We start from the raw sequence: 25,014 nt of genomic DNA on the forward strand, positions 1-25,014 counted from the left end.
ACACTATCCCTGTAGCATATTATTAACATCCTGTTTTTTGTGATCAACCCCGCTAATTTGTTTGCATTTATGAAAGTGAATTTCTATATTTGCAGACTACATCTCGTTTTTAATGTAGCCGTTACATAAAATGTCCACCAAAACCTAGCCTGCCTCTAATTTGGAGCACACATGTCCCATATTCTACAGTTTGCGTTGGCCTTAGTCGTAGTGGCCATACTAGCTCTAGTGATCTGTAAGGATCGTAAAAGCATCCGCATTCGGTTTGTTATTCAATTGTTGGTTATTGAGGTGCTGTTAGCGTACTTCTTCCTCCATTCGGAAGTTGGATTAGGTTTTGTGAAAGGATTCGCCGGTTTATTCGACAAGTTGCTTGGATTTGCCGCTACCGGTACCGATTTTGTCTTCGGCAATATGGGTGATAAAGGTCTCGCGTTCTTCTTCTTAAGAGTGCTATGCCCTATCGTCTTCATTTCTGCCCTGATTGGTATTCTGCAATACATTAAAGTTCTGCCGGTCGTTATTCGTATCATTGGTACTTTACTGTCCAAAGTTAACGGCATGGGTAAGTTGGAATCATTCAACGCAGTCAGTTCACTGATTCTAGGCCAGTCTGAAAACTTCATCGCCTATAAAGATATTTTGGGCAAAATGTCTGAAAAGCGCATGTACACCATGGCAGCCACAGCAATGTCGACAGTTTCTATGTCGATAGTCGGTGCTTATATGTCAATGCTGGACGCGAAATTCGTGGTCGCAGCACTGGTGCTTAACATGTTCAGTACCTTTATTGTGTTGTCGTTAATCAACCCATATAAAGCTGAAGATGAAGAAGAGTTACAACTGAGCAACCTGCACGAAGGACAAAGCTTCTTTGAAATGCTGGGTGAATACATCCTGGCTGGTTTTAAAGTTGCCATTATCGTTGCGGCAATGCTGATTGGTTTCATTGCATTGATTGCTGCGATGAATGCTCTGTTCAGCCTGCTGTTTGGTATTAGCTTCCAGGGTATTCTGGGCTATGTCTTCTTCCCGTTTGCTTGGGTTATGGGTATCCCTGCTCATGAAGCCTTGCAAGTTGGCGGTATCATGGCAACCAAACTGGTTTCAAATGAATTTGTGGCAATGATGGACTTACAGAAAGTTGCATCCGAATTGTCACCACGCAGTGTAGGTATTCTGTCCGTATTCCTGGTTTCATTCGCTAACTTCTCTTCCATCGGAATCGTAGCTGGTGCGATTAAAGGCCTGAATGAACATCAAGGTAACGTCGTTTCTCGCTTTGGCTTGAAACTGCTGTACGGCTCTACGCTGGTCAGTGTGTTGTCCGCTTCTATCGCGGGCCTGGTACTCTAAGTATCAGAAAAAAATCGTTAAAAAGGCGCTACGGTGCCTTTGAGGTTAATGACAAAGTGCCCGTATCGGTGAAAACAGGCAGATCGTAAAGACGCCGTAAAATCGTCCCTGATGGCTCGACCCGCGCCATCCGTGGCGCGGACGCTTTACTCTTCTACCTGTCCTCACCTTGCAAGATCGAGTCGTTGGAGTTTGTCAGCAGTCTGAAAGGCGCTACGGCGCTTTTTTTATGCCTGCGATTCACAGATGAGTTATTTGCTTTCGTGATATTTATTGGAAGGTTAAAAGACTAAGGATATAGGTTGGTCACAAAAGGATAGGAGAATGCCATTTGGTATTAGGAGGTGAAGTTGCTGAGGTACTGGATATAATGGTGGGTCGTGCGGGATGACTCGGCCGCTGGCCTCGCCCTTCGGGTCAACGCTGCCGCGTTGCTGTCTCGCTTCGCTCGGCTCGAACCTGAACGCAGGGTCTCACCCACACGATATTGTGTAATATGCGATTTCAGTGTTTGGGGGAAGTTGCTGAGATACTGGATATAATGGTGGGTCGTGCGGGATTCGAACCTGCGACCAATTGATTAAAAGTCAACTGCTCTACCAACTGAGCTAACGACCCATTATATAGACTTACTCGACATTTCCGGCGGTTATCGTGCGGGATTACTCATCCTACGGATTCGCCCTTCGGGTCAACGCTACGCGTTGCTGTCTCGCTTTGCTCGACTCGAACCTTTAACCAATTGATTAAAAGCTACTATTCTACCAACTGAGCTAACGACCCATTATATAATTCTGAAAGTATAGAAGTGGTGGGCGATACCAGATTCGAACTGATGACCCCCTCCGTGTAAAGGAGATGCTCTACCAACTGAGCTAATCGCCCACTTCTACTACTTTTAACACATTAAACATGGATGATGAGTGGTGGGCGATACCAGATTCGAACTGATGACCCCCTCCGTGTAAAGGAGATGCTCTACCAACTGAGCTAATCGCCCTCATCTATCTCATTTAATGCTTGTATTTCATTTACTTAGTAACACGTCGAGTTTGGTGGGCGATACCAGATTCGAACTGATGACCCCCTCCGTGTAAAGGAGATGCTCTACCAACTGAGCTAATCGCCCGCCGTGTTGTTGGAGTCGCATTATAGGGATAGTTCGAAGTGAGTCAACGGTTTTTAAAACGAAAACAATCGTTCGCCGCAAATTTAAACAGGATGCGATATTTATCACCGCTATGGGCGTTTCTTTAGCCGGATCTCATTGCATATCGGTAACATCGTTGAGGAATTGTCTCAGGGTGGTAGAATGTCGCCTACTTTTTCGAAATTCGAGCAACAGCCAGCTTTTGCTGGTCGGCGTAGCGTAATAAGGCATCGAACCCAATGAAAATCAAAACCCGTTTTGCACCCAGTCCTACCGGCTATCTCCACGTCGGTGGCGCGCGTACCGCACTGTATTCCTGGTTATTCACCCGCCATTTCGGTGGTGAATTTGTTTTGCGTATTGAAGATACCGATCTTGAGCGCTCAACTCAGGAAGCCATCGACGCCATTATGGACGGTATGAACTGGCTGAATCTGGATTGGGATGAAGGCCCGTATTTCCAAACCAAACGTTTCGATCGCTACAATGCGGTGATCGACCAAATGTTGGAAAATGGCACTGCATATAGATGCTATTGCTCTAAAGAGCGTTTGGATGAATTGCGCGAAGCCCAAATGGCCAATGGTGAAAAGCCGCGCTATGATGGCCGCTGCCGCGATAGCCAGTGTACCCATGGTGCCGATGAACCTTCTGTGGTGCGTTTTCGTAACCCGCAGGCAGGCTCGGTTATTTTCGACGATAAAATCCGTGGGCCAATCGAATTCAGCAACCAAGAGCTGGATGATTTGATTATCCGCCGTACCGATGGTTCGCCAACGTATAATTTCTGCGTCGTGGTTGATGACTGGGATATGGAAATCACTCACGTTATCCGTGGTGAAGACCATATCAACAACACCCCTCGCCAGATTAACATTCTGAAAGCATTGGGCGCGCCTGTTCCTGAATATGCCCACGTTTCAATGATTCTGGGTGATGACGGTAAAAAACTGTCTAAACGTCATGGTGCAGTCGGCGTGATGCAATACCGCGATGATGGCTATTTGCCAGAAGCGCTGTTGAACTATCTGGTTCGCCTGGGTTGGTCGCATGGTGATCAGGAGATTTTCTCTGTTGCTGAGATGACTGAGCTATTCACACTGGATGCGGTGAGTAAATCTGCCAGTGCTTTCAATACTGAAAAACTGCAATGGCTGAACCACCACTATATCAATAGCCTGCCACCAGAGCAGGTTGCCGTTCACCTGTCATGGCAGGTTGAGCAGTTGGGTATTGATACTCGCAACGGCCCTGAATTGGTCGAGATAGTTAAACTGTTGGGCGAGCGCTGTAAGACGCTGAAAGAGATGGCTGAATCTTGCCGCTACTTCTATGAAGAGTTTGACGAGTTCGACGCCGATGCCGCGAAGAAACATTTGCGCCCTGTTGCACGCCAGCCGCTGGAAGCGGTTAAAGCTAAACTGGCTGCCATCACCGAGTGGACTACTGAAAACGTTCACAATGCCATTCAGGGCACGGCTGATGAGTTGGGTGTAGGTATGGGCAAAGTTGGCATGCCATTGCGCGTAGCGGTCACTGGCGCTGGTCAATCACCGGGAATGGACGTCACCGTCTATGCTATCGGTCAGGCGCGTTCACTGTCTCGTATTGATAAAGCGCTCGCTTTTATTAGTGAACGTGAAGCGCAGCAATAAAATCAAATACATTTATCAGGCGACTGAGTAAAGTCGCCTTTTTTATGCTGTTTGCTCACTGATTTGGCGGCTTTTTCAGCGCTTGGCGTGAGAAATAGAATTAGCCGTTGACACTGTTTCAGGGGTTTCATATCATGCGCCCCGTTCACACGATTTATTATGTGCGCATCGGGGCTATAGCTCAGCTGGGAGAGCGCTTGCATGGCATGCAAGAGGTCGACGGTTCGATCCCGTCTAGCTCCACCAAATTATCTTGTTTGATAAGACTTCAAGCTTGATAATCAGGTGGCATGATAGATAAATCAGCACGAACAACCACATTTGTGGGGCTATAGCTCAGCTGGGAGAGCGCTTGCATGGCATGCAAGAGGTCGACGGTTCGATCCCGTCTAGCTCCACCACTCTTTAAAAGACCGGCCTATGGCCGGTTTTTTGCTTTTTAGCATTTATCATAATCATTCTCCGCTGCTATCCTGCTCCAAACACATTGATTACCGAGGAAACAGGCAATGAACCAGCAACAACAAATCATTGAATGGCTACGTGCGGATCCCTATCGGATGCAAGCATTGTCTATTGCCCGTGAACTTCAGTTAAACCAATGGTGCCTGGCCGCAGGATTTGTCCGTAATCTGGTGTGGGATAAGCTACATGGATACCCTTCCTCTACCCCACTTAATGATATTGATTTAGTCTATTTCGATGAGCAAGATGCCAGTGAGCAGCATGATTTACAGCTCGAAGAACAACTTAATCACACAACTTCAGCCCTGCATCAATCGTTTCCGTGGTCAGTCAAAAATCAAGCCAGAATGCACCTGCGTAGTGGCCGCTGGCCTTACACCAGCACACAAGACGCCATCAGCTATTGGGTTGAAGTGGAAACGGCGATCGGGGCCTGTCTTAAAGAAAATGGTGATATTGAACTGGTCGCCCCATTTGGTTTGGCTGCTTTATTTAGTCAAACCATTACGCTGAATATCAAAAACGGTGAAATCGACACTTATTACCAGCGGGTCAATAGCAAAGGCTGGCAACAGCATTGGCCGCAACTACAATTGGTGATTTAACAGCTTAGAGCCTGGATTTAACGCGCATAAAATCACCAAGTGATAGGTTACTGATTAGCAAGTGATAAGATTGTGTAAAACCCGGCTGAAAGGCTAAAGATTAATATCTTTCACGTCGATAAGCATTATTCCACCCACATGTTCTAAGGAATAATGATGTCGAATACTATCTCTACAGCATCCGTTTCAGTGAGCAGTAGCAGCTCTTCAGATAGCAGTACCGCCGCACAGATTAAATCTCTTAATCAAGAGATCCAAAAACTGACCGAAAAATTAAGTACCTTAAAAGACTCTGGTTTAACTGCTGATGAGTTGCAAAAGCAGCAGCAACAAATTCAGAGTCAAATTGCAGCACTGCAAGCTCAAGTGGCTCGTATTGAGGCACAGGCGGCGGAAAAAGCCAAAGAAGGTGAAGACAACACAACCAGTGCGAGCACACCTACAGGTGATGGGGTAAACCGCCCTTCTGCTCAAAACCAGATTGACGTTTATATTTAATGAAGTTTGTGCCCTACAAAATAAGACTATGGCGATGATCTGCGACTGTTCATCGCCATATCTGAATACAATACTATAGGAATACAATATGTACCCAAAGCCCTTGGTGTTACGGCAAGGCAGCAAGCGAGTGAATCCCGATGAGCTGACACCAGTCAGTGATTCGGGTGAACGAGTGCCGCAGTAGCGTCAAGGACGAAGGGTAAGTGGCTTAACCAAACTATCCAGCCCCTCAATTTTAATCGCGAGCGTCATCTCCATCAACATACCCAGCTTGCCTTGCGGAAACTCACCTTTACGGGCGAACCAAAGCAGGTACTCTTCCGGCAGATCGATTAACACCCGCCCCTGATATTTACCAAAGGGCATCCGGGTATTGGCTATCTCAACCAAGTTCTCTTTTTCCATGCAATCCTCAGCCGTTAGGACGACTCACCGAGCAAACGGATCATTTCCGCTTCATCGATAACTGTAATTCCCAGTTCCTGCGCTTTCACCAGTTTCGATCCCGCCGCTTCACCCGCAATCACCAGATCAGTTTTTTTGGAAACACTGCCACTGACTTTGGCCCCCAAAGCGGCCAGGCGATCTTTGGCTTCGTCCCGTGAGAGGATAGTCAGTGAGCCGGTCAGAACCACAGTTTTACCCGCGAATGGGCTATCTATCTCTTCGGCTATAATTTGCTGCGGCTCGGGCCAAGTGATCACTTTTTCCAGCGCTTCGATCACTTTCTGATTGTGCTCTTCACCAAGGAAGTTCACCACATGCTTGGCCACCACTTCCCCGACATCCGGCACACTTTTTAATGCCTCGATATCAGCAGCACGTAGGTTTTCCAGATTACGGAAATGAGCAGCCAAATTAGCCGCTGTCGCCTCACCTACTTCGCGAATGCCCAGCGCATAGAGGAAGCGGGCAAAAGTCGTCTGTTTTGCCTTTTCCAGCGCCACAATCAGATTTTGAGCCGACTTCGGCCCCATCCGGTCAAGACCCGTCAGCTTGCCCGCAGTCAGCGTAAATAAATCAGCTGGGTTCTCAACATACTGTTTTTCTACCAATTGTTCGATAATCTTGTCGCCCATGCCATCGACATCCAGCGCGCGGCGCGAGACAAAATGCTTCAGTGCCTCTTTACGTTGTGCGGCACAGAATAACCCACCAGTGCAACGGGCAACCGCTTCCCCCTCAACCCGCTCGATATCAGAACCACACACCGGGCAGTGCTCAGGGAAAGTGATCTCTTTGGCATCCTGCGGGCGTTGATCCATCACCACGCCCACCACTTGCGGAATAACATCACCGGCGCGACGGACAATCACGGTATCACCGATACGTAAGCCCAAACGCTCAATTTCATCGGCATTATGCAAGGTTGCATTGCTGACAATCACACCGGCCACTTGCACCGGTTCCAGCCGCGCAACTGGCGTAATTGCGCCCGTACGCCCCACCTGAAACTCCACTTCACGAACTTGCGTTATCTGCTCTTGTGCCGGGAATTTAAATGCTGTAGCCCAGCGAGGTGCGCGCGCGACAAAGCCCAGCTGTTCCTGTAAGTCGAGTGAATCAACTTTGATAACCACCCCATCAATATCAAAACCTAAACCGCCACGGTCTTGTTCGACTTGACGATAGAAAGCAATCACTTGCTCGCTACCAGTACATAATTTGACCCGCTCACTGACCGGTAAGCCCCAGGCCTTAAATTGCATCAGGCGCTGAATATGGCTGCGGGGAAGTTCGCCGCCCTCCAATAAACCGACGCCATAGCAGAAGAAAGTTAATGGCCGTTTAGCCGTAATACGTGGGTCAAGTTGGCGCAATGAACCGGCGGCAGCGTTACGTGGGTTGGCGAAAACTTTCCCCCCTTTGCGACGAGCCTCATCGTTAAGCTGCTCGAAACCCGCCAATGGCATAAAAACCTCACCGCGAACTTCGACTCGTCGAGGGATATTATCGCCCTGCAAACGCAACGGGATTGCACGGATAGTGCGGACATTGGCGGTAATATTTTCACCGGTAGTGCCATCACCACGTGTTGCCGCTCTGACCAGCTCGCCATCTTCGTACAATAAACTCACCGCTAAACCGTCAAGCTTCAATTCACAGCAGAATGTCAGAGGATCGGCACGTTTCAACCGGTCATGGACTCTTTTGTCAAAAGCCAGATAGCTTTCTTCATCAAATACGTTATCGAGAGAGAGCATCGGGACTTCGTGTTTTACCTGCTCGAAAGCATCAAGCGGCGCAGCGCCCACTCGTTGGGTCGGTGAATCATTGGTGATCAATTCAGGATGTTGTGCTTCCAGCTCACGCAATTGCTGCATCAGGCGGTCATATTCAGCATCAGGGATCTCTGGCGCATCCAACACATGGTACAGATGTTCGTGATGGCGCAATGAGGTTCTTAGTTGATTAATTTGCTGAATTATTGATTCCATAGCTCACCATCAAAGATAAAAAACCCCCGGCATGCGGGGGTTCGGGTTAATTCGATTCATTGCGAGGCAACATTATCAGGCGGTTGCGTTTGCATCCAACACTTCGCGGATGCGAGCCTTATATGTTTCCAGTTTTTGCGGGGTCATCATGCGGCGTTCGTCATCCAACACCACACCACCGACATCATCGGCAATGCGTTGGGCTGATTGCAGCATCAACTTAAAGTTTTGATTCGCGTCGCCATAAGACGGCACCATCATAAACATTGAGACACCCGGCGTTGAGAAGTCAGACATAGTGTCAGGGTCAAAAGAACCCGGTTTCACCATATTTGCCAGACTGAATAATACTGGGCCACTGCCAGCAGGGCTTAGATGACGATGGAAAATCCCCATCTCACCGAACTGGAAACCAGACTGAAGCACACTCTGTAGCAACACTTCGCCACCCAGAGCACCACCGTGATGTGCAGCAACATGCAGCACCAAAACGGTTTCTTTCAGTTTTTGCGGTTTCACCTCAGGAGCCGCAACAGCAGGCTCTGGTTGTGATTCCACATGTTGTGGAGCCACCCGAGGGGCATGTTCAGCCACATGTTGTGGCTCTGCATAACGCGGTTGTGGGTCATGTTCTTCAACCGAGCCAAGCAAAGGATCACGCTGTGATTCATGCGGTGGTTGCTCAGCAGATAGTCCACCCAAAAGAGGGTCTTCATAATCTGTTGGCACTGAAGCAAAAGGTTTTTGGCGAGGCTCCGCCTTGACCTGCACCGGTTTGGTTTCAGTATGCTGAATCACCGGCAGTTCATCGTCGTCTTCATCAATATGATTAAACGAAGGCTTCTCTTGTGGATGAGCCGTGCGGACGCGCACTTCTCCTACCCCTTCATCGAGACTCTCGATCGGGGTTTCAACACGTTCTTGTTTCGGACGTTTAACTGGGCGATCGCGAAAAAGCGATGAGCGTTCTTTACGGCTGGTCCATAAACCATGCAATAACAACGCTATTATGGCGATCGCGCCAACAACGATTAATATCAGACGCAAATCCTGCATCATTACTATCTCTGTTGTTCCAATACATTGCCACCGCGGCAAACATTCACCCTTTAACTCTATTTCCCAACGAACACAAGTGCAAGTCCGTGCTCAATTTTCTTCGAAGAAAGATGATTATGCTAGATCTTTCGCTCACTTTTCATACAATATGTGACTATGCAGTGGGAAATCATACCGATATGATACGCAGGTCAATGAGCTTATAGAGAACGGAATGGCATGGCGTATACGCAAAAAGCGGTAAAAAAGGTCAGTGGTATCCATTATTTCGCCCAAGGATGGCAGTTAATCTCCCGTCCAGGTATCCGGCGATTTGTGATTTTGCCCCTCTTGGTGAATATTCTGCTGATGGGTGGGGCTTTCTGGTGGTTATTCAATCAGATAGGGGGCTGGGTTCCCCAATTGATGAGTTATGTCCCTGACTGGTTGCAGTGGCTCAGTTATCTATTGTGGCCAGTGATGGTGATTTCAGTGCTGCTGGTATTCAGTTATCTATTTAGTACGCTGGCCAATTTCATCGCCGCCCCCTTTAACGGTTTGCTGGCCGAACAGTTAGAAGCCAGTTTAACCGGGAAGCCCCTGCCGGATACCGGTATTCTGGGGATTATGAAAGATCTGCCGCGAATTATGGCGCGTGAATGGCGTAAATTAGCCTACTACTTGCCGCGAGCATTAGTGCTGCTGCTGTTGTATTTGGTGCCGGGTGTCGGCCAAACACTGGCCCCTGTTCTGTGGTTCCTGTTCAGCGCCTGGATGCTGTCGATTCAATATTGTGATTATCCCTTTGATAACCACAAAGTGAGTTTTCAGCATATGCGCAGTGCGTTGCGTCAAGATAAGGTCGACAACCTGCAGTTTGGTGCACTGGTGAGCTTATTTACTATGATTCCATTGCTTAATCTGGTGATTATGCCAGTGGCAGTCTGCGGTGCCACCGCAATGTGGGTTGATCGTTATCGCGATCAGTTTATGCAACCACCACGTTAATTTTGCATTTGCATGGGCGTGCTGGTCGCGCCCCTATTGCCAAGGTTAAAAGTGAGCTGCCAAGCTTAAAAGCTATTGGGATTAAAACTTATTTCCTAATAACATATCGATATACCAATTACTTACTTCCATAGCCATACTGTTAGCGTATGCTTTGAACGTTTCCTACATTTTCATAGAGTTAAAGGACGGGCTATGAGCAAGATATATGAAGACAACTCTTTAACAATCGGCCATACGCCGCTGGTTCGTCTGAACCGTATCGGTAACGGGCGCATTTTGGCGAAAGTTGAGTCACGCAATCCAAGTTTCAGTGTTAAATGCCGTATCGGTGCCAATATGATTTGGGACGCCGAAAATCGTGGCATTCTGACCGCAGACAAAGAACTGGTAGAACCTACCAGTGGCAATACCGGCATCGCACTGGCATTTGTTGCAGCCGCGCGCGGTTATAAACTGACCCTGACCATGCCTGAAACCATGAGTATTGAGCGCCGTAAACTGCTCAAAGCATTGGGTGCCAATCTGGTGCTGACCGAAGGTGCTAAGGGGATGAAAGGGGCGATAGCTAAAGCGGAAGAAATTCAAGCCACCGACCCAAATCGCTATATTATCTTGCAGCAATTCAGTAACCCAGCAAACCCGGAAATTCACGAAAAGACCACTGGCCCAGAAATCTGGGAAGACACCGATGGTGAAGTGGATGTCTTTATCGCAGGTGTGGGTACCGGCGGTACTCTGACCGGTGTCAGCCGTTACATTAAAAAAACTAAAGGCAAGTCTATCACCACGGTTGCGGTTGAGCCGACTGATTCTCCTGTCATCACTCAGGCATTGGCGGGTCAGGAAATTAAACCCGGCCCACACAAAATTCAAGGTATCGGCGCCGGTTTCATTCCTGGCAACCTTGATTTGAGTCTGGTTGACCGTGTCGCACTGGTTACCAATGATGAAGCAATCTCTATGGCTCGTCGTTTGATGGATGAAGAAGGTATCCTGGCCGGCATTTCTTCCGGTGCCGCGGTTGCAGCAGCAGTCAAGCTTTCTGAAGAAGCAGACTTTACTGACAAAACAATTGTGGTTATTCTTCCGTCCTCGGGTGAGCGCTATTTAAGTACGGCGTTGTTCGCAGATTTGTTCACTGAACAAGAACTGCAACAGTAGTTAGACCGTCGCACTAAATGCTAAAAAAGCACCCTCATGGGTGCTTTTTTTGTGGCGTGCTTCAAAGTTTTTACTACATAAAGATTGATTTTACCCTCTGGGTTTAGTATTTAACCGGTCAATTATTTTGATACGCGAAATTAATCAAGTATCCTGTGTATCTCTGGCTGAATCGATTTATCAATTATGCAACACAACAAAAAATGTCGTCACTGAGTGCTGATTGAAGACATAACGCAAAGAGAGCATTATTCTTAGATGTAGCAGTATCGATTTTAAGCCTGAACTCAGGTTGTATCGGAAACTGTCTTTGTGACTTACCTGCGGTTAAGGCATAGTCATGCGCGAATGTGAAAGAAGAGTTATCCGCGCACCAATACAGGCTAAAGTTTAGGTTCTACACTAAACTTTAGCTCCACAACATAAATCCAAAATAAGTTGGGGAAATACAATGTTCCAGCAAGAAGTTACTATTACTGCACCAAACGGTCTGCATACCCGCCCTGCTGCCCAGTTCGTAAAAGAAGCAAAAGGCTTCCCGTGCGAAATTACTGTGACCTCTAACGGTAAAAGCGCTAGCGCCAAAAGCCTGTTCAAACTGCAAACTCTGGGCCTGACCCAAGGTACTGTTGTGACGATTTCGGCTGAAGGCGAAGATGAAAAGAAAGCTGTTGAGCATCTGGTAAAACTGATGGCAGAGCTTGAGTAATCACGCACTCTTTTTTAGTTAACACCAGTCAAGAGTAAGGTAGGGTTATGATTTCAGGCATTGCAGTATCACCGGGCATCGCTTTTGGTAAAGCACTTTTACTGAAAGAAGATGAGATTGTCATCAACCGGAAAAAAATCTCTGCTGACCACGTGGAGCAAGAAGTCGAGCGTTTCTTAGCTGGGCGAGCCAAAGCGTCTGCGCAATTAGAAACGATTAAGACCCAAGCTGGCAAAACATTCGGTGAAGAGAAAGAGGCTATCTTCGAAGGGCATATCATGCTGCTGGAAGACGAAGAGCTTGAGCAGGAAATCATAGCCCTCATCAAAGATGATAAACAATCTGCAGATGCAGCCGCTTTTTCAGTCATCGAAGGGCAAGCAAAAGCCTTGGAAGAATTGGATGACGAATATCTGAAAGAACGTGCGGCTGACGTACGTGATATCGGTAAGCGCCTGCTGAGAAATATTCTCGGCCTGGAGATTGTCGATTTAACGACCATCCAAGATGAAGTCATTCTGGTAGCAACCGATCTGACGCCATCTGAAACCGCACAGATTAATCTGAACAAAGTGTTAGGGTTCATCACCGATTTAGGTGGCCGTACCTCTCACACCTCGATTATGGCGCGCTCACTGGAGTTACCGGCGATCGTCGGCACCAGCAAGGCGACCACACAGATTAAGAATGACGACTATGTGATCCTTGATGCGGTCAATAACAAAATCTATTTAAACCCAACTGCCGAAGTGATTGATCAGTTGAAAGCGGTGAAAGAACAGTACATCACCGAGAGAAATGATCTGGCCAAACTGAAAGACTTGCCAGCTATCACCCTGGATGGTCATCAGGTTGAAGTCGTTGCCAACATCGGTACCGTGCGTGATATCGCGGGTGCTGAGCGTAATGGCGCTGAAGGTGTTGGTCTGTATCGTACCGAATTCCTGTTCATGGACCGCGACTCACTGCCGACTGAAGAAGAGCAGTTCCAGGCCTATAAAGCCGTTGCTGAAGCTATGGGCTCGCAAGCTGTTATCGTCCGTACTATGGACATCGGTGGTGATAAAGACCTGCCGTACATGAACTTGCCGAAAGAAGAAAACCCATTCCTGGGCTGGCGTGCCATCCGTATTGCTATGGATCGCAAAGAAATTCTGCACGCACAGCTGCGCGCTATCTTGCGTGCCTCGGCGTTTGGTAAATTGCGCATCATGTTCCCGATGATTATTTCGGTAGAAGAAGTGCGCGAACTGAAAGCAGAACTTGAGCTGCTGAAGAGCCAATTACGCGAAGAAAACAAGGCCTTTGATGAAACCATCGAGGTCGGTGTTATGGTGGAAACACCAGCGGCGGCGGTCATCGCTCGCCATTTAGCTAAAGAAGTTGACTTCTTTAGTATTGGGACAAACGATCTAACTCAGTATACTCTGGCAGTAGATCGTGGCAATGAGCTGATTTCTCATCTCTATAATCCAATGTCACCATCGGTATTGGGCCTGATCAAACAGGTGATTGATGCGTCTCACGCTGAAGGTAAGTGGACCGGTATGTGCGGTGAACTTGCTGGCGACGAACGTGCTACACTGTTGCTATTGGGCATGGGGCTGGATGAGTTCAGCATGAGTGCGATTTCGATCCCACGCATCAAGAAAATTATCCGTAATACGAATTTCGAAGATGTGAAGGTGTTGGCGGAGCAGGCATTGGCTCAACCAACAGCGAAGGAATTGATGGATTTGGTTACCACATTCATCGAAGAAAAAACGCTCTGCTAATTCCACGATACTGGAACGCTGCCCAATATAAATACTTAGGAGAAGATCATGGGTTTGTTCGATAAACTGAAATCACTGGTTTCAGATGATAAAAAAGACAGTGGTACTATTGAAATCGTAGCACCGTTGTCTGGTGAGATCGTCAACATCGAAGATGTTCCTGATGTTGTGTTTGCAGAGAAAATCGTTGGTGATGGTATTGCCATCAAGCCTTCAGGCAATAAAATGGTTGCTCCTGTTGACGGCACCATCGGTAAAATTTTCGAGACTAACCATGCTTTTTCTATCGAATCAGACAGCGGCATTGAGCTGTTCGTCCACTTCGGTATTGATACTGTTGAACTGAAAGGCGAAGGCTTCAAACGTATCGCAGAAGAAGGCCAACGCGTCAAGAAAGGTGATGTGGTTATTGAGTTCAATCTGGCCCTGTTGGAAGAGAAAGCCAAGTCTACTTTGACACCGGTTGTTATCTCTAACATGGATGAGATCAAAGAACTGATTAAACTATCTGGTAGTGTCACCGTGGGTGAGACACCTATTATTCGTATCAAGAAGTAATTGTATACGAATGGAAAACGGCGCTCTTGAGCGCCGTTTTTGTTTAGTCATTTAATCTGCTGTAATCCAGCGCGGCACACGTAGTGTAATCACTAACCCACCCTGCTCACCGTTTCTTGCTTCAACCTGCCCACCATGAGCCAAAATCACCTTACGAGTAATAGCCAGCCCTAAGCCGTAACCTTTACCCGACATTGCCGACTTAACGCGCACGAAGGGATCAAAAATACTGGATAACTTGCTCTCATCAACACCAGGCCCCTGGTCAGAAACCTGAATCTGGTAACTCTTATCAACCTGTGAAAGCAGCACTTTCACCTGTTGGCCGTGAGTTGAGAAACGCAGTGCATTACGAACAATATTGTCGATCGCCCGCTGCATCAGCTCGGCATTTCCCTTGACGGTATAGTCAACTTGCGGTGATACCTGTAGCAAGATTTCAACCCCTGGCACCTGCGCTTCATAGCGGGCATCATTAACCACCACAGTCACTAACTCGCGCAAATCGAAATACTCATCATCTTCGGCAATATTGTGGTTTTCAGCACGCGATAACGCCAGTAACTCGCCAATCATCTTATCGAGGCGTTCCGACTCATGCTCAATACGCTGTAATGAATTTTCGACATTATCGGGATTCTGGCGCGCCAATCCAATCGCCAATTGCAATCGTGCCAGCGGCGAACGTAACTCATGAGAAACATCATGCAGTAACTGTTCGCGGGCGCTGACCAACTCTTCCAAACGCTCGGCCATTGAATCAAAATCCCGCGCTACTTCGGTCAATTCATCATGACGCCGCCGCATGACAGGCAGCAGTCGCACCGACAAATCCCCCTGAGCCACCCGTTCAAAACCCGCGCGTAATTGGCGCATCGGCCGTGTCAGGTTCCAGGCCAGCAATGTACTGAAGAACAAACCACCTAACACCCCCATCCAAATCATCGGGATCGGTATATTCAGTATTTCGCGGCGACTCTCACCGCCTCCGCCCCGCTGATTAACATCCCTTAGTCCATCAATGTCGTAACTAATACGATAATTCTGACCATCGAGACTTTGAGTCCAGGTCGTCACTTCCCGGCTGTAAAACTCGGGATCGCGCCCCTTAGGGGGTTGTACCTTATCCGATGATAGTGCTGTGACCGGGGGAATTTGTGCCACAGGCAAAACCGAAAAGTGACTTTTATCTGTTTCTGACCAGTTAGCCGTCATGGCATTTAGGGCTGGCAGACCACCACTTTGCAGTACCGAGGCCGCAGAAGCGACTTGTAATTTGGCAATCCTGCGCACCATCTCACGCTCAGGCGGTTCATGGCGATTGCCGTAAAAGGAAAACACCAGCCACAGCATCTGAGTCATTAAAATAAAAGTAACCCAAAATCCCAGCAAGATTTTCCAAAATAACCGTCCACGCATAGCTGACTGACTCCACCAATAGCGATTATCTGATGCGGTAGCCAATGCTGCGTACCGTTTCAATGTTTAAGGTACTGCCCGGCAACGCCGCAAGCTTTTGTCTGATATTGCTGATATGCACATCGACACTGCGGTCATAAGCCTCACGTGGTCGGCCCAAACCTTTATCAGATAACTCATCTTTAGTTACTACACGATCGGGCGAGCGTAATAGCAACTCCAGCAAATTAAACTCAGAGGCAGTCAAATCAAAGGGTTTACCCTGCCATTCACTGCTGCGAGTCGACGGGTTAAGCGTCAAATCACCATGCGTAATAACACCATCATCACCCGATGGCACATCCGGATGCTCGTCAAAGCGGCGTAAAACGGCACGCAATCGGGCCACCAGCTCACGCGGGTAACACGGCTTTGGCATATAGTCATCTGCGCCCATTTCCAGGCCGATGACTCGATCAATATTGTCGCCTTTGGCGGTCAGCATGATGATCGGTAAGCGGCTTTTTTTACGCACCTGCCGCAACACATCGATACCACTCATATCAGGCAACATAATGTCGAGGATCAAGGCGGTATAGTTACCGGACAACGCGCCGTCTATGCCCTCTTTGCCGGTTAATACCAGCTCGGCGGTAAACCCTTCGCCGCTCAGGTATTCTCTCAACATGCTACCCAGTTCAACATCATCATCGACTAACAAAATTTTCATCGTTTAACTCTCCTGCCTGATTTCGGCTATTTTCATGCCTATTTGACTCGCGCGCAGCCGATTTTACTCAATCCTTACATATCCTTGAATTTCACTTAACTCACCCCCGTTGGCCTTGGCGGTAAATTATCCCCTGACATTTGGCTTCACTATTTTGTTCATCGTGGTTCAAGGATAGTTGATTGATTATGCAAAAGGTTACAGGCTCGAAACGGCGCCTTATGGGGCTGGCTGTTGTGCTACTGATCGCCGGTGGCGTACTGTTGTTTAGACTGATTTCACCGCCAGACAGGCCAGGGTTTATCACCGCTCCAGCAGAGATCCGTACTCTGGAACAAACGGTACTGGCGGATGGCACTATCAAGGCACAAAAACAGGTCACAGTGGGCGCTCAGGTTTCAGGGCAAATCAAAGCCCTCCATGTCACCCTAGGGCAACAGGTTGAAAAAGGCCAGTTAGTGGCTGAAATTGATGATCTTACTCAGCAAAATGCGTTGAAAGACGCAGAAGAAGCACTAAAAAATGTGTTAGCCCAGCGCGCGGCCAAAGAGGCAACCCAGAAAAATAACCAGTTAACCTACCAACGCCAGCAACAAATCCTCGCCAAAGGGCTTGGTGTACGGGCCGATTTTGATAGTGCCAAAGCCACATTAGACAGCACCCAAGCTGAAATTAAAGCCTTGGATGCCCAAATTGCACAGGCTGAAATCGCCGTCAGTACTGCCAAACTCAACCTCGGTTACACCAAAATCACTTCGCCGATTAACGGTACAGTTGTCGCTATTCCGGTTGAAGAGGGGCAAACCGTCAATGCGGTGCAAAGTGCGCCAACAATTATAAAAGTGGCACAACTCGATACCATGACTGTCGAAGCCCAGATTTCCGAAGCTGATGTAGTGAAAGTCAAAGCTGGCATGCCGGTTTACTTTACCATTTTGGGCGAACCGGAAGAGCGCTTTAGCACCACACTGCGTGCTATTGAACCCGCCCCCGACTCGATCAACGATGAAACCACCACCACATCATCCAGCTCAAGTAGCAGTTCCAGCTCCACCACGACTGCTATTTACTATAACGGTTTATTTGATGTCGCTAATCCAAACGGGGCTTTACGTATTTCAATGACTGCGCAGGTGTATATCGTGTTGCATAAAGCTGAGGATGCCGTGGTGATCCCGGCTACCGCATTGGAGAATAACAATGGGCGCTATCGAGTCCAGGTCGTTGATAGTAATGGCAACGTCAGTACGCGTGAGGTCACTGTTGGGCTAAATAACAATGTCGATGCCCAGATACTTTCCGGTTTGCAAGCCGGGGAGCAAGTGATTGTCAGTCAGGCAAGTGCTGTTACCTCCAACAATAAGGCCCAACATATGGGGCCACCGATGGGGATGTAACGGATGCCTAATATCAATCAAAGTAAGATTTTGCTTCAGCTTGATAATGTCAGCCGCTGGTTTATCAGCGGTGAAGAACGTGTTCGGGTGCTGAAAAATATTAATCTCACCATTCACAGCGGCGAAATGGTGGCGATTGTCGGCGCATCAGGTTCCGGTAAATCAACACTGATGAATATTCTCGGCTGTCTGGATAAACCCAGTTCGGGTGAATATCTGGTGGCTGGCCGCATCCCCCAGCATTTGGATAGCAATGAATTAGCAGAATTACGCCGCGAGCATTTTGGCTTTATTTTTCAGCGTTACCATTTACTGAATGATTTAAGCGCGCAAGAAAATGTCGAGATTCCGGCTATTTATGCCGGAGTTAATCGTGAAGAACGTCGCCAGCGGGCTGCCAGCCTGCTCTCGCGTCTGGGGTTGGCTGACCGCTTGGATTATCGCCCAAGCCAACTTTCCGGCGGGCAACAACAACGGGTCAGCATTGCCAGGGCACTGATGAATGGCGGAGAAGTTATTCTGGCCGACGAGCCGACTGGCGCACTGGATACCCACAGCGGCACAGAAGTATTGAATATCCTGAAGGGCTTACATCAGCAAGGCCATACCGTGGTGATTGTCACCCATGATATGTCGATTGCGGAACATGCTCAGCGAATTATCGAGCTCAGAGACGGCGAGGTGATTTCGGACAGACAAATGCCGCAACCGGAGTTACCCGCGAAAATAAGCACGATAGAAACACCCGACATTGCCCATAAGCCACCACTAACCTCATGGAAAGCACAGCGTGATCGCCTACAAGAGGCGTTCAAAATGGCCCTGTTGGCAATGTCAGCACAGCGCTTGCGCACCTTATTGACCATGCTGGGGATTATTATCGGTATTGCTTCGGTGGTCTCGGTGGTGGCATTGGGTAAAGGATCGCAACAACAGGTTCTGGCAAATATCAATTCGATGGGCACCAGTACGTTAGAGATCTTCCCCGGCAAAGATTTCGGTGACATGCGCTCGGCGGCGATCCACACACTGCGAGCCACTGACGCTGATGCTTTAGCACAACAAGGTTATATTCACAGCGTGACACCAACTGTGTCTACCAGCACCACCTTGCGCTATGGCAATAAGTCCGTCAGTGGCACGGTTAATGGTGTCGGCGAGCAATATTTCTTGGTACGCGGCTATACCCTCGCTCAGGGAATGGCATTTAATCGCACCAGCGTAGATAACTTGATGCAAGAAGCCGTCATTGATGAAAACACCCGCGATAAGCTGTTTCCAAATGGGGAAAACCCGTTAGGCAAAGTTATCTTGCTCGGCTCCCTGCCCTGCCGAGTCATCGGTGTCGCGGCTAAGAAGCAAAGTGGCTTCGGCAGTGACGAAAATCTCAACGTATGGATCCCCTACACCACCGCGATGAAACGTATGCTGGGGCAATCCTATCTGAAAAGCATCACGGTGCGGGTGAATGATGATATTGATCTGGCGAACGCCGAACAAGGAGTCACCAAACTACTGACACAACGTCATGGAACGCAGGATTTTTTCGTTATGAACACCGACAGCATCCGCCAAACCATTGAGAAAACCACCTCCACCATGACATTACTGGTATCGATGATAGCGGTTATTTCATTAGTTGTCGGTGGGATTGGGGTGATGAATATCATGTTAGTTTCAGTCACCGAGCGCACCAAAGAGATAGGGGTGAGAATGGCTGTTGGCGCACGAGCCAGCGATATTATGCAGCAATTTTTGATTGAAGCGGTGCTGGTATGCTTACTGGGGGGCGGCCTCGGCGTGGTGTTATCACTGGCTATCGGCCTGTTGTTCAGCCAATTTAGCAGCAGTTTTTCGATGGTTTACTCCGCGACATCAATTATCACCGCGTTTATCTGCTCCAGCCTAATTGGCGTAATTTTTGGTTTCTTCCCCGCCCAAAGAGCGGCACAGATGGACCCTATCAGAGCATTGGAGCGAGAGTAGGGTTTATATTTTGTACAACCGGCAAAGGGTGTGTTGGTGCACACCCTTTAATCAAAAACGCCGGTTGATAAATAGCGATCGCCACGATCGCAAATAATCGCCACAATCACCGCGCCCGGGTTTTCGGCTGCCACTCTTAATGCTCCAGCTACCGCACCACCTGAGCTAACACCACAGAAAATCCCCTCTTCTGTTGCCAACCGGCGCATGGTCTGTTCGGCTGAACTCTGCGAGATATCCAACACCTGATCCACCAGTTCGGGGCGGAAAATTCCTGGCATATAGGCCACAGGCCAGCGGCGGATTCCCGGAATACTACTGCCCTCGGCGGGTTGCAGACCAATAATCGTAACATCCGGATTTTGGCTTTTTAGATACTCGCTAACACCGGTAATGGTGCCGGTAGTGCCCATGCTGGAAACAAAATGGCTCACTTTACCGGCGGTTTGCTGCCAGATTTCCGGCCCGGTACCGGTAAAATGGGCATACGGATTGTCAGTATTATTAAACTGATCCAGCACCTTGCCCTGCCCTGCGGCTTGCATCGCCAGCGCCTGATCGCGTGCTCCCTCCATGCCCTGCTCACGGCTGACCAAAATCAGCTCGGCCCCATAGGCTCGCATAGCGGCCTGACGCTCCTGGCTCATGTTTTCCGGCATCAGTAATTTCAGCTGATACCCCTTCAAAGCAGCAATCATCGCCAGCGCAATGCCAGTATTACCGCTGGTTGCCTCGATAAGCACATCACCTGGAGAAATCTCCCCACGCAACTCTGCCCGTTGGATCATCGCCAGTGCGGCACGGTCTTTCACCGAACCGGCTGGGTTATTGCCTTCCAATTTGACCCAAATTTCCGCATTTAGCCCTTGGCTCAAGCGTTGCAGTTTTACCAGTGGGGTGTTGCCGATGCAGTGTTCGAGGGTTTTCACTGTAAATACCTATTAAATCCCCTTCCTCCTTGAAGCGGCAGCTGTGTTCGCTGCTCTCACGAACCCGAATCACTTACTTATGTAAGCTCATCGGGATTCGCTCGTTAGCTGCCTTGCTGCCACTCCAATGACGTTGGGTATAATTCTATGTTTATCAAAAGAAGAAAAACTTATCAGGCGCTTTGGGCTAAAGCAATGGGTTGCAGTAATTGATCGCCAGAATATAAGCGAGCATTTAATCCACCAACATAATAACGAGAGCCACGCAGCGGGGTTTCAATATTACCTTCCGGCAAGACCACACTAATAGGATCCTGATGCCAACCAATAGGTTGCACCGTCAATTGCCAGAAATGACCGCGAGGACTGACTTCCAGCACCTGAACCGGCAGCGGGCAGCGCGAGCTTGATTGAGTACTGACTTCCATCTCCCAAGGGCGCAGGAAGAGATCCACACTGCCTTGGTGCATCGGTGCCAAATCCAGCGGCCAATGATGGGCACCGATAAACAACTGTGACCCACGAATTTCACCACTTAAGCGGTTAACTTCACCGAGGAACTCCAATACAAAACGGGTTGCTGGGTCGCGCCACACTTCATCTGGTGTCCCGACCTGCTCAATATTCCCCTGACTCATGACCACCACGCGATCAGCCACTTCCATAGCTTCTTCCTGATCGTGCGTCACAAAAACGCTGGTGAATTTCAATTCTTCGTGTAACTGACGTAACCAACGGCGCAGCTCTTTACGCACTTGCGCGTCCAGTGCACCAAACGGCTCATCCAATAATAGAATTTGCGGCTCTACCGCCAGCGCACGCGCCAAAGCAACACGTTGCTTCTGCCCGCCGGAAAGCTGTGATGGATAGCGGTTAGCCAGATGACCTAATTGCACCATTTCCAGCAACTGCGCAACTTTCTGCTTGATAGCCGCAGCATTTGGCCGCTCACGGCGCGGCAATACCGTTAAACCGAAAGCTATGTTATCGAATACCGTCATATGGCGGAACAGCGCGTAATGCTGGAACACAAACCCAACACGCCGGTCACGGGCATGTAAACGGCTAACATCGGTGCCGTGGAAACTTAAACGCCCGGCGTTTTGGTTCTCCAACCCGGCAATAATACGCAATAAGGTGGTTTTTCCCGAACCAGAAGGGCCAAGCAATGCCACCATTTGGCCTGAAGGAATATCAAGTGTGATGTCATTCAGTACCTTGGTACGACCAAAATACTTGCTGATATTATCAATCTCAATGCTCATGCTTTTGCTCCTGTTCGAGACGAACAACCTGACGCGCTAAGCGCCATTGCAGGCCGCTTTTCAGAAAAAGGGTCACTATTGCCATCAGAGTCAGTAACGCGGCGGCGGTAAAGGCCCCGGCGGTGTTGTAATCCTGATGCAACAACTCAACTTGCAGCGGCAAGGTGTAGGTCTCGCCACGAATAGAACCGGATACCACTGAAACCGCACCGAACTCGCCAATGGCGCGGGCGTTGGTCAACACCACGCCATACAGCAATGCCCAGCGGATATTGGGAAGTGTCACACGGCGAAACATCTGCCAACCAGAAGCCCCCAATAACACTGCGGCTTCATCTTCCTGACTGCCCTGACTCATCATCACCGGCACCAACTCACGCACCACAAATGGGCAGGTGACGAAGATGGTCACCAGCACCATACCCGGCCAGGAGAACATCAATTGGATATCGTGAGAATCCAGCCAACCGCCCACCACACCGTTTGAGCCGTAAAACAACAAATACATCAGACCGGCGACTACCGGTGAAACCGCAAACGGAATATCAATTAACGTCATCAATAGCTGTCGTCCTGGGAAGACAAACCGCGTCACCAGCCAGGCCAATACCACACCAAATACCAAATTGACCGGCACGGTAATCAGCGCCACCAACACCGTCAGCCAAATAGCATGCAGCATATCTGGGTCGAGTAAGTTCTGCCCTACCACCTCAATCCCTTTCGAGAAAGCCGTGATAAAGATCCACACCATCGGGATCACTAGCAGTAAAAATGAGAACAGTGCGCCGATGGCGATCAATGTCCATTTACCCCAATTGATCGGCGGGCGGGCCACACCATTAAACTCTGCAATATCAGCCATCAGTGCCCACCTATCCGCCGACCAAAGCGACTTTGTAACGTGTTAATACCGAACAACAACACCAGTGAAACCGCCAAAATAACGGAGGCAATGGCGCTGGCGGCCGGGTAATCAAATTCTTGCAAGCGGATGAAAATCATCAGCGAAGTGACTTCAGTCTTCCAGGCAATATTGCCAGCGATAAAGATAACCGCACCGAATTCGCCCAGACTGCGAGTAAAAGAGAGTGCGGTTCCCGCCAGTAATGCTGGAGCCAGTTCGGGCATCACCACCAGACGGAAACTCTGCCAGCGGCTGGCCCCTAAAGTTTCCGCCGCTTCTTCATATTCCGGTCCTAACTCTTCCAATACCGGCTGCACGGTGCGTACCACAAACGGCAAGCTGGTAAAGGCCATAGCGACCGCGATCCCTAACCAGGTAAAGGAGACTTTGATGCCGAAAACGTCGTTTAACCAGGCTCCATACCAACCGGTGGTGGAGAACAAGGTTGCCAGTGTCAACCCCGCCACCGCAGTGGGTAAGGCGAAGGGCAAATCCATCAAACCATCGAGTAAACTGCGGCCGGGGAATTGATAGCGCGTCAGGATCCAGGCCATCAACATGCCAAATACCGCATTGAATACACTGGCAACACCAGCGGCCAGTAAAGTGACTTTATAAGCGGCAACCACCTGAGGGTTAGTTATCACTTCCCAGTACTGTGCCCAACTCATCTGGGCGACTTGCATCACTAACGCACTGAGCGGCAATAACAAGATCAGACAGGTGTAAAGCAGGCTGCTCCCAAGACTGAGGGTGAATCCGGGCAGAACCCGTTTACTGGATGCCGACAACATTACTGATGACCTTCTGCTAACAATTTATCCAGCACGCCGCCGGTGGCAAAGTGGGTGCTCATAACTTGTGGCCAGCGACCAAATTGCTCTTCAACCCGGAATAATTTGGTGTCAGGGAATTGGGATTTTGCCGCTTCCATCGCCGCTTTATCATTAACACGGTAGTTAAAGCTGGTAATTACCTGCTGTGCCGCTGGGCTGTAGAGATAATTGAGGTAAGCTTTGGCGGCTTTCTCGGTGCCATTTTTCTCGACATTTTTATCCACCCATGCCACCGGGAATTCCGCCAGAATATCGACCGGCGGGACAATCACTTCATATTTGTCGCTGCCATATTCTTTGCGGATATTATTCACTTCAGATTCAAAACTGATCAGCACATCACCCAAGCCGCGCTCAACAAAAGTGGTGGTGGCACCACGGCCGCCGGTGTCAAATACCACCACGTTTTTCAGGAAGCGCGTCATCCAATCGCGGGTTTTGGCCTCATCTTTGCCATTGGCTTGTTCAGTTGCCCCCCAAGCGGCCAGATAGGTATAACGGCCATTACCGGAGGTTTTTGGGTTCGGGAATACCAGTTTGACGTCTTCGCGCACCAAGTCATCCCAGCTATGGATGTTCTTTGGATTGTCCTTACGCACCAGGAAAGCCATGGTGGAGTAGAACGGCGAGCTGTTGTTGGGTAACCGTGCTTGCCAATCAGCCGGAATAAGATTGCCGCGGTCATGCAAAATTTGTACATCGGTGACTTGGTTATAGGTCACTACATCCGCTTTCAGCCCTTGTAAGATAGCCAATGCCTGTTTGGAAGAACCGGCATGAGATTGTTTGATAGTGAGCTTGTCACCGAGGTTTTGCTGTTCCCACTGTTTCTCAAAGCCCGGATTTAATGCGGTGAATAACTCGCGGGAGACATCATAAGAGCTATTGAGCAACTCAGTCGCAGAAGCCGTTGCACTGCCGAAGATTAACGCGCTAAATAAGGCAACACGGGTCCATCCATTTTTCTTTATTGAAATCTGTTTCATTTTGCACCTTATTCACTGGGTTCATTCGGCAACAAACCTATTCATGAAGAATGTTGCGCCGCTAAATTATGTTCAGTGTATTTATAACTAGGTGCATACCTATAACGCTTTTATATACCGTTTAGTGATGTGCAAGTATCAAATGCTCTAAGCCAGTC

21 protein-coding genes, 6 tRNA genes and 2 other RNA genes are annotated in these 25,014 nt (G+C 48.9%); 13 read left to right on the forward strand and 16 right to left on the reverse strand.

What is annotated here, in order from left to right; translation table 11 throughout:
* Positions 1–171: 171 nt before the first annotated feature.
* The gene (locus tag FGL26_RS09295) at positions 172–1,356 is read left to right on the forward strand and encodes a NupC/NupG family nucleoside CNT transporter (protein WP_005172189.1); all 1,185 of its coding nucleotides are present in this window, start codon (positions 172–174) and stop codon (positions 1,354–1,356) included.
* Between the two features lie 371 nt (positions 1,357–1,727).
* Here FGL26_RS09295 and FGL26_RS09300 read toward each other — a convergent pair.
* The 6 genes from FGL26_RS09300 to FGL26_RS09325 form a co-directional block, all read right to left on the reverse strand.
* Positions 1,728–1,853: non-coding RNA, RtT sRNA (locus tag FGL26_RS09300), on the reverse strand.
* 45 nt (positions 1,854–1,898) lie between these two features.
* Positions 1,899–1,974 (reverse strand) — tRNA-Lys (locus FGL26_RS09305).
* Between the two features lie 31 nt (positions 1,975–2,005).
* Positions 2,006–2,127: non-coding RNA, RtT sRNA (locus tag FGL26_RS09310), on the reverse strand.
* Between the two features lie 38 nt (positions 2,128–2,165).
* Positions 2,166–2,241, reverse strand: a tRNA-Val gene (locus FGL26_RS09315).
* A gap of 39 nt (positions 2,242–2,280) precedes the next feature.
* Positions 2,281–2,356: transfer RNA gene (locus FGL26_RS09320), tRNA-Val, on the reverse strand.
* Between the two features lie 53 nt (positions 2,357–2,409).
* A tRNA-Val gene (locus tag FGL26_RS09325) sits at positions 2,410–2,485 on the reverse strand.
* Between the two features lie 260 nt (positions 2,486–2,745).
* Between FGL26_RS09325 and gltX the strand changes: the two genes are divergently transcribed.
* From gltX to FGL26_RS09355, 5 genes are all read left to right on the forward strand, one after another.
* Positions 2,746–4,161: a glutamate--tRNA ligase gene (gltX, locus tag FGL26_RS09330; protein ID WP_005172192.1), complete on the forward strand. Its 1,416-nt coding sequence runs from the start codon at positions 2,746–2,748 to the stop codon at positions 4,159–4,161.
* Positions 4,162–4,331: 170 nt separating this feature from the next.
* Positions 4,332–4,407, forward strand: a tRNA-Ala gene (locus tag FGL26_RS09340).
* Between the two features lie 79 nt (positions 4,408–4,486).
* Positions 4,487–4,562 (forward strand) — tRNA-Ala (locus FGL26_RS09345).
* A gap of 108 nt (positions 4,563–4,670) precedes the next feature.
* Complete coding sequence (locus FGL26_RS09350) at positions 4,671–5,231, forward strand: nucleotidyltransferase family protein (protein WP_005172218.1); 561 nt, start codon at positions 4,671–4,673, stop codon at positions 5,229–5,231.
* A gap of 156 nt (positions 5,232–5,387) precedes the next feature.
* Positions 5,388–5,729: a FlxA-like family protein gene (locus FGL26_RS09355; RefSeq protein ID WP_005164848.1), complete on the forward strand. Its 342-nt coding sequence runs from the start codon at positions 5,388–5,390 to the stop codon at positions 5,727–5,729.
* 189 nt (positions 5,730–5,918) lie between these two features.
* Here the strand turns inward: FGL26_RS09355 and FGL26_RS09360 are convergent, their stop codons facing one another.
* From FGL26_RS09360 to zipA, 3 genes are all read right to left on the reverse strand, one after another.
* On the reverse strand, positions 5,919–6,137 hold the full coding sequence (locus tag FGL26_RS09360; RefSeq protein ID WP_005172220.1) for a DUF3820 family protein: 219 nt from the start codon (positions 6,135–6,137) through the stop codon (positions 5,919–5,921).
* Between the two features lie 14 nt (positions 6,138–6,151).
* Positions 6,152–8,170: an NAD-dependent DNA ligase LigA gene (gene ligA, locus FGL26_RS09365; protein ID WP_005172221.1), complete on the reverse strand. Its 2,019-nt coding sequence runs from the start codon at positions 8,168–8,170 to the stop codon at positions 6,152–6,154.
* A gap of 75 nt (positions 8,171–8,245) precedes the next feature.
* Entirely contained in the window at positions 8,246–9,229 is a 984-nt protein-coding gene (zipA, locus tag FGL26_RS09370) for a cell division protein ZipA (protein ID WP_005172224.1), read from the reverse strand.
* Positions 9,230–9,448: 219 nt separating this feature from the next.
* Between zipA and cysZ the strand changes: the two genes are divergently transcribed.
* From cysZ to crr, 5 genes are all read left to right on the forward strand, one after another.
* The gene (gene cysZ, locus FGL26_RS09375; protein ID WP_005172229.1) at positions 9,449–10,216 is read left to right on the forward strand and encodes a sulfate transporter CysZ; all 768 of its coding nucleotides are present in this window, start codon (positions 9,449–9,451) and stop codon (positions 10,214–10,216) included.
* Positions 10,217–10,411: 195 nt separating this feature from the next.
* A complete protein-coding gene (gene cysK / locus FGL26_RS09380) occupies positions 10,412–11,380 on the forward strand; it encodes a cysteine synthase A (RefSeq protein WP_005172232.1) in 969 nt (322 codons plus the stop codon).
* A 451-nt stretch (positions 11,381–11,831) separates the two neighbouring features.
* On the forward strand, positions 11,832–12,089 hold the full coding sequence (ptsH, locus tag FGL26_RS09385; protein WP_005164859.1) for a phosphocarrier protein Hpr: 258 nt from the start codon (positions 11,832–11,834) through the stop codon (positions 12,087–12,089).
* A gap of 47 nt (positions 12,090–12,136) precedes the next feature.
* On the forward strand, positions 12,137–13,864 hold the full coding sequence (ptsI, locus tag FGL26_RS09390; protein ID WP_005172236.1) for a phosphoenolpyruvate-protein phosphotransferase PtsI: 1,728 nt from the start codon (positions 12,137–12,139) through the stop codon (positions 13,862–13,864).
* 48 nt (positions 13,865–13,912) lie between these two features.
* Complete coding sequence (gene crr / locus FGL26_RS09395; RefSeq protein ID WP_004392561.1) at positions 13,913–14,422, forward strand: PTS glucose transporter subunit IIA; 510 nt, start codon at positions 13,913–13,915, stop codon at positions 14,420–14,422.
* Positions 14,423–14,473: 51 nt separating this feature from the next.
* On the opposite strand, the gene FGL26_RS09400 is transcribed toward crr, so the two are convergent.
* Positions 14,474–15,841 (reverse strand): ATP-binding protein, encoded by a 1,368-nt coding sequence (locus FGL26_RS09400; RefSeq protein WP_005172239.1) that lies wholly within the window; start codon positions 15,839–15,841, stop codon positions 14,474–14,476.
* 25 nt (positions 15,842–15,866) lie between these two features.
* On the reverse strand, positions 15,867–16,550 hold the full coding sequence (locus FGL26_RS09405) for a response regulator transcription factor (protein WP_005172242.1): 684 nt from the start codon (positions 16,548–16,550) through the stop codon (positions 15,867–15,869).
* Between the two features lie 188 nt (positions 16,551–16,738).
* Between FGL26_RS09405 and FGL26_RS09410 the strand changes: the two genes are divergently transcribed.
* Together FGL26_RS09410 and FGL26_RS09415 are read left to right on the forward strand one after the other, a co-directional pair.
* Positions 16,739–17,947, forward strand: coding sequence for an efflux RND transporter periplasmic adaptor subunit (locus FGL26_RS09410; RefSeq protein WP_005172244.1), 1,209 nt, complete (start codon positions 16,739–16,741; stop codon positions 17,945–17,947).
* Between the two features lie 3 nt (positions 17,948–17,950).
* Positions 17,951–19,933, forward strand: coding sequence for a MacB family efflux pump subunit (locus tag FGL26_RS09415; protein ID WP_005172246.1), 1,983 nt, complete (start codon positions 17,951–17,953; stop codon positions 19,931–19,933).
* 47 nt (positions 19,934–19,980) lie between these two features.
* On the opposite strand, the gene cysM is transcribed toward FGL26_RS09415, so the two are convergent.
* The 5 genes from cysM to FGL26_RS09440 all read right to left on the reverse strand — a co-directional run bounded on the left by cysM (position 19,981) and on the right by FGL26_RS09440 (position 24,856).
* A complete protein-coding gene (gene cysM, locus FGL26_RS09420; protein WP_005172249.1) occupies positions 19,981–20,862 on the reverse strand; it encodes a cysteine synthase CysM in 882 nt (293 codons plus the stop codon).
* Between the two features lie 173 nt (positions 20,863–21,035).
* Positions 21,036–22,127 (reverse strand): sulfate/thiosulfate ABC transporter ATP-binding protein CysA, encoded by a 1,092-nt coding sequence (gene cysA, locus FGL26_RS09425; RefSeq protein ID WP_005172252.1) that lies wholly within the window; start codon positions 22,125–22,127, stop codon positions 21,036–21,038.
* Positions 22,117–22,992, reverse strand: a complete 876-nt coding sequence (cysW, locus tag FGL26_RS09430) for a sulfate/thiosulfate ABC transporter permease CysW (RefSeq protein WP_005172255.1) — start codon at positions 22,990–22,992, stop codon at positions 22,117–22,119. Before cysW ends, cysA begins: the two co-directional genes overlap by 11 nt.
* Positions 22,992–23,828, reverse strand: coding sequence for a sulfate/thiosulfate ABC transporter permease CysT (gene cysT, locus FGL26_RS09435; RefSeq protein ID WP_005164877.1), 837 nt, complete (start codon positions 23,826–23,828; stop codon positions 22,992–22,994). The genes cysW and cysT overlap by 1 nt, the downstream gene beginning before the upstream one ends.
* Entirely contained in the window at positions 23,828–24,856 is a 1,029-nt protein-coding gene (locus FGL26_RS09440; RefSeq protein ID WP_005172262.1) for a sulfate ABC transporter substrate-binding protein, read from the reverse strand. Before FGL26_RS09440 ends, cysT begins: the two co-directional genes overlap by 1 nt.
* Between the last annotated feature and the right edge of the window lie 158 nt (positions 24,857–25,014).

Source organism: Yersinia enterocolitica subsp. enterocolitica (genome assembly GCF_901472495.1).
Taxonomy (GTDB): Bacteria; Pseudomonadota; Gammaproteobacteria; order Enterobacterales; family Enterobacteriaceae; genus Yersinia; species Yersinia enterocolitica.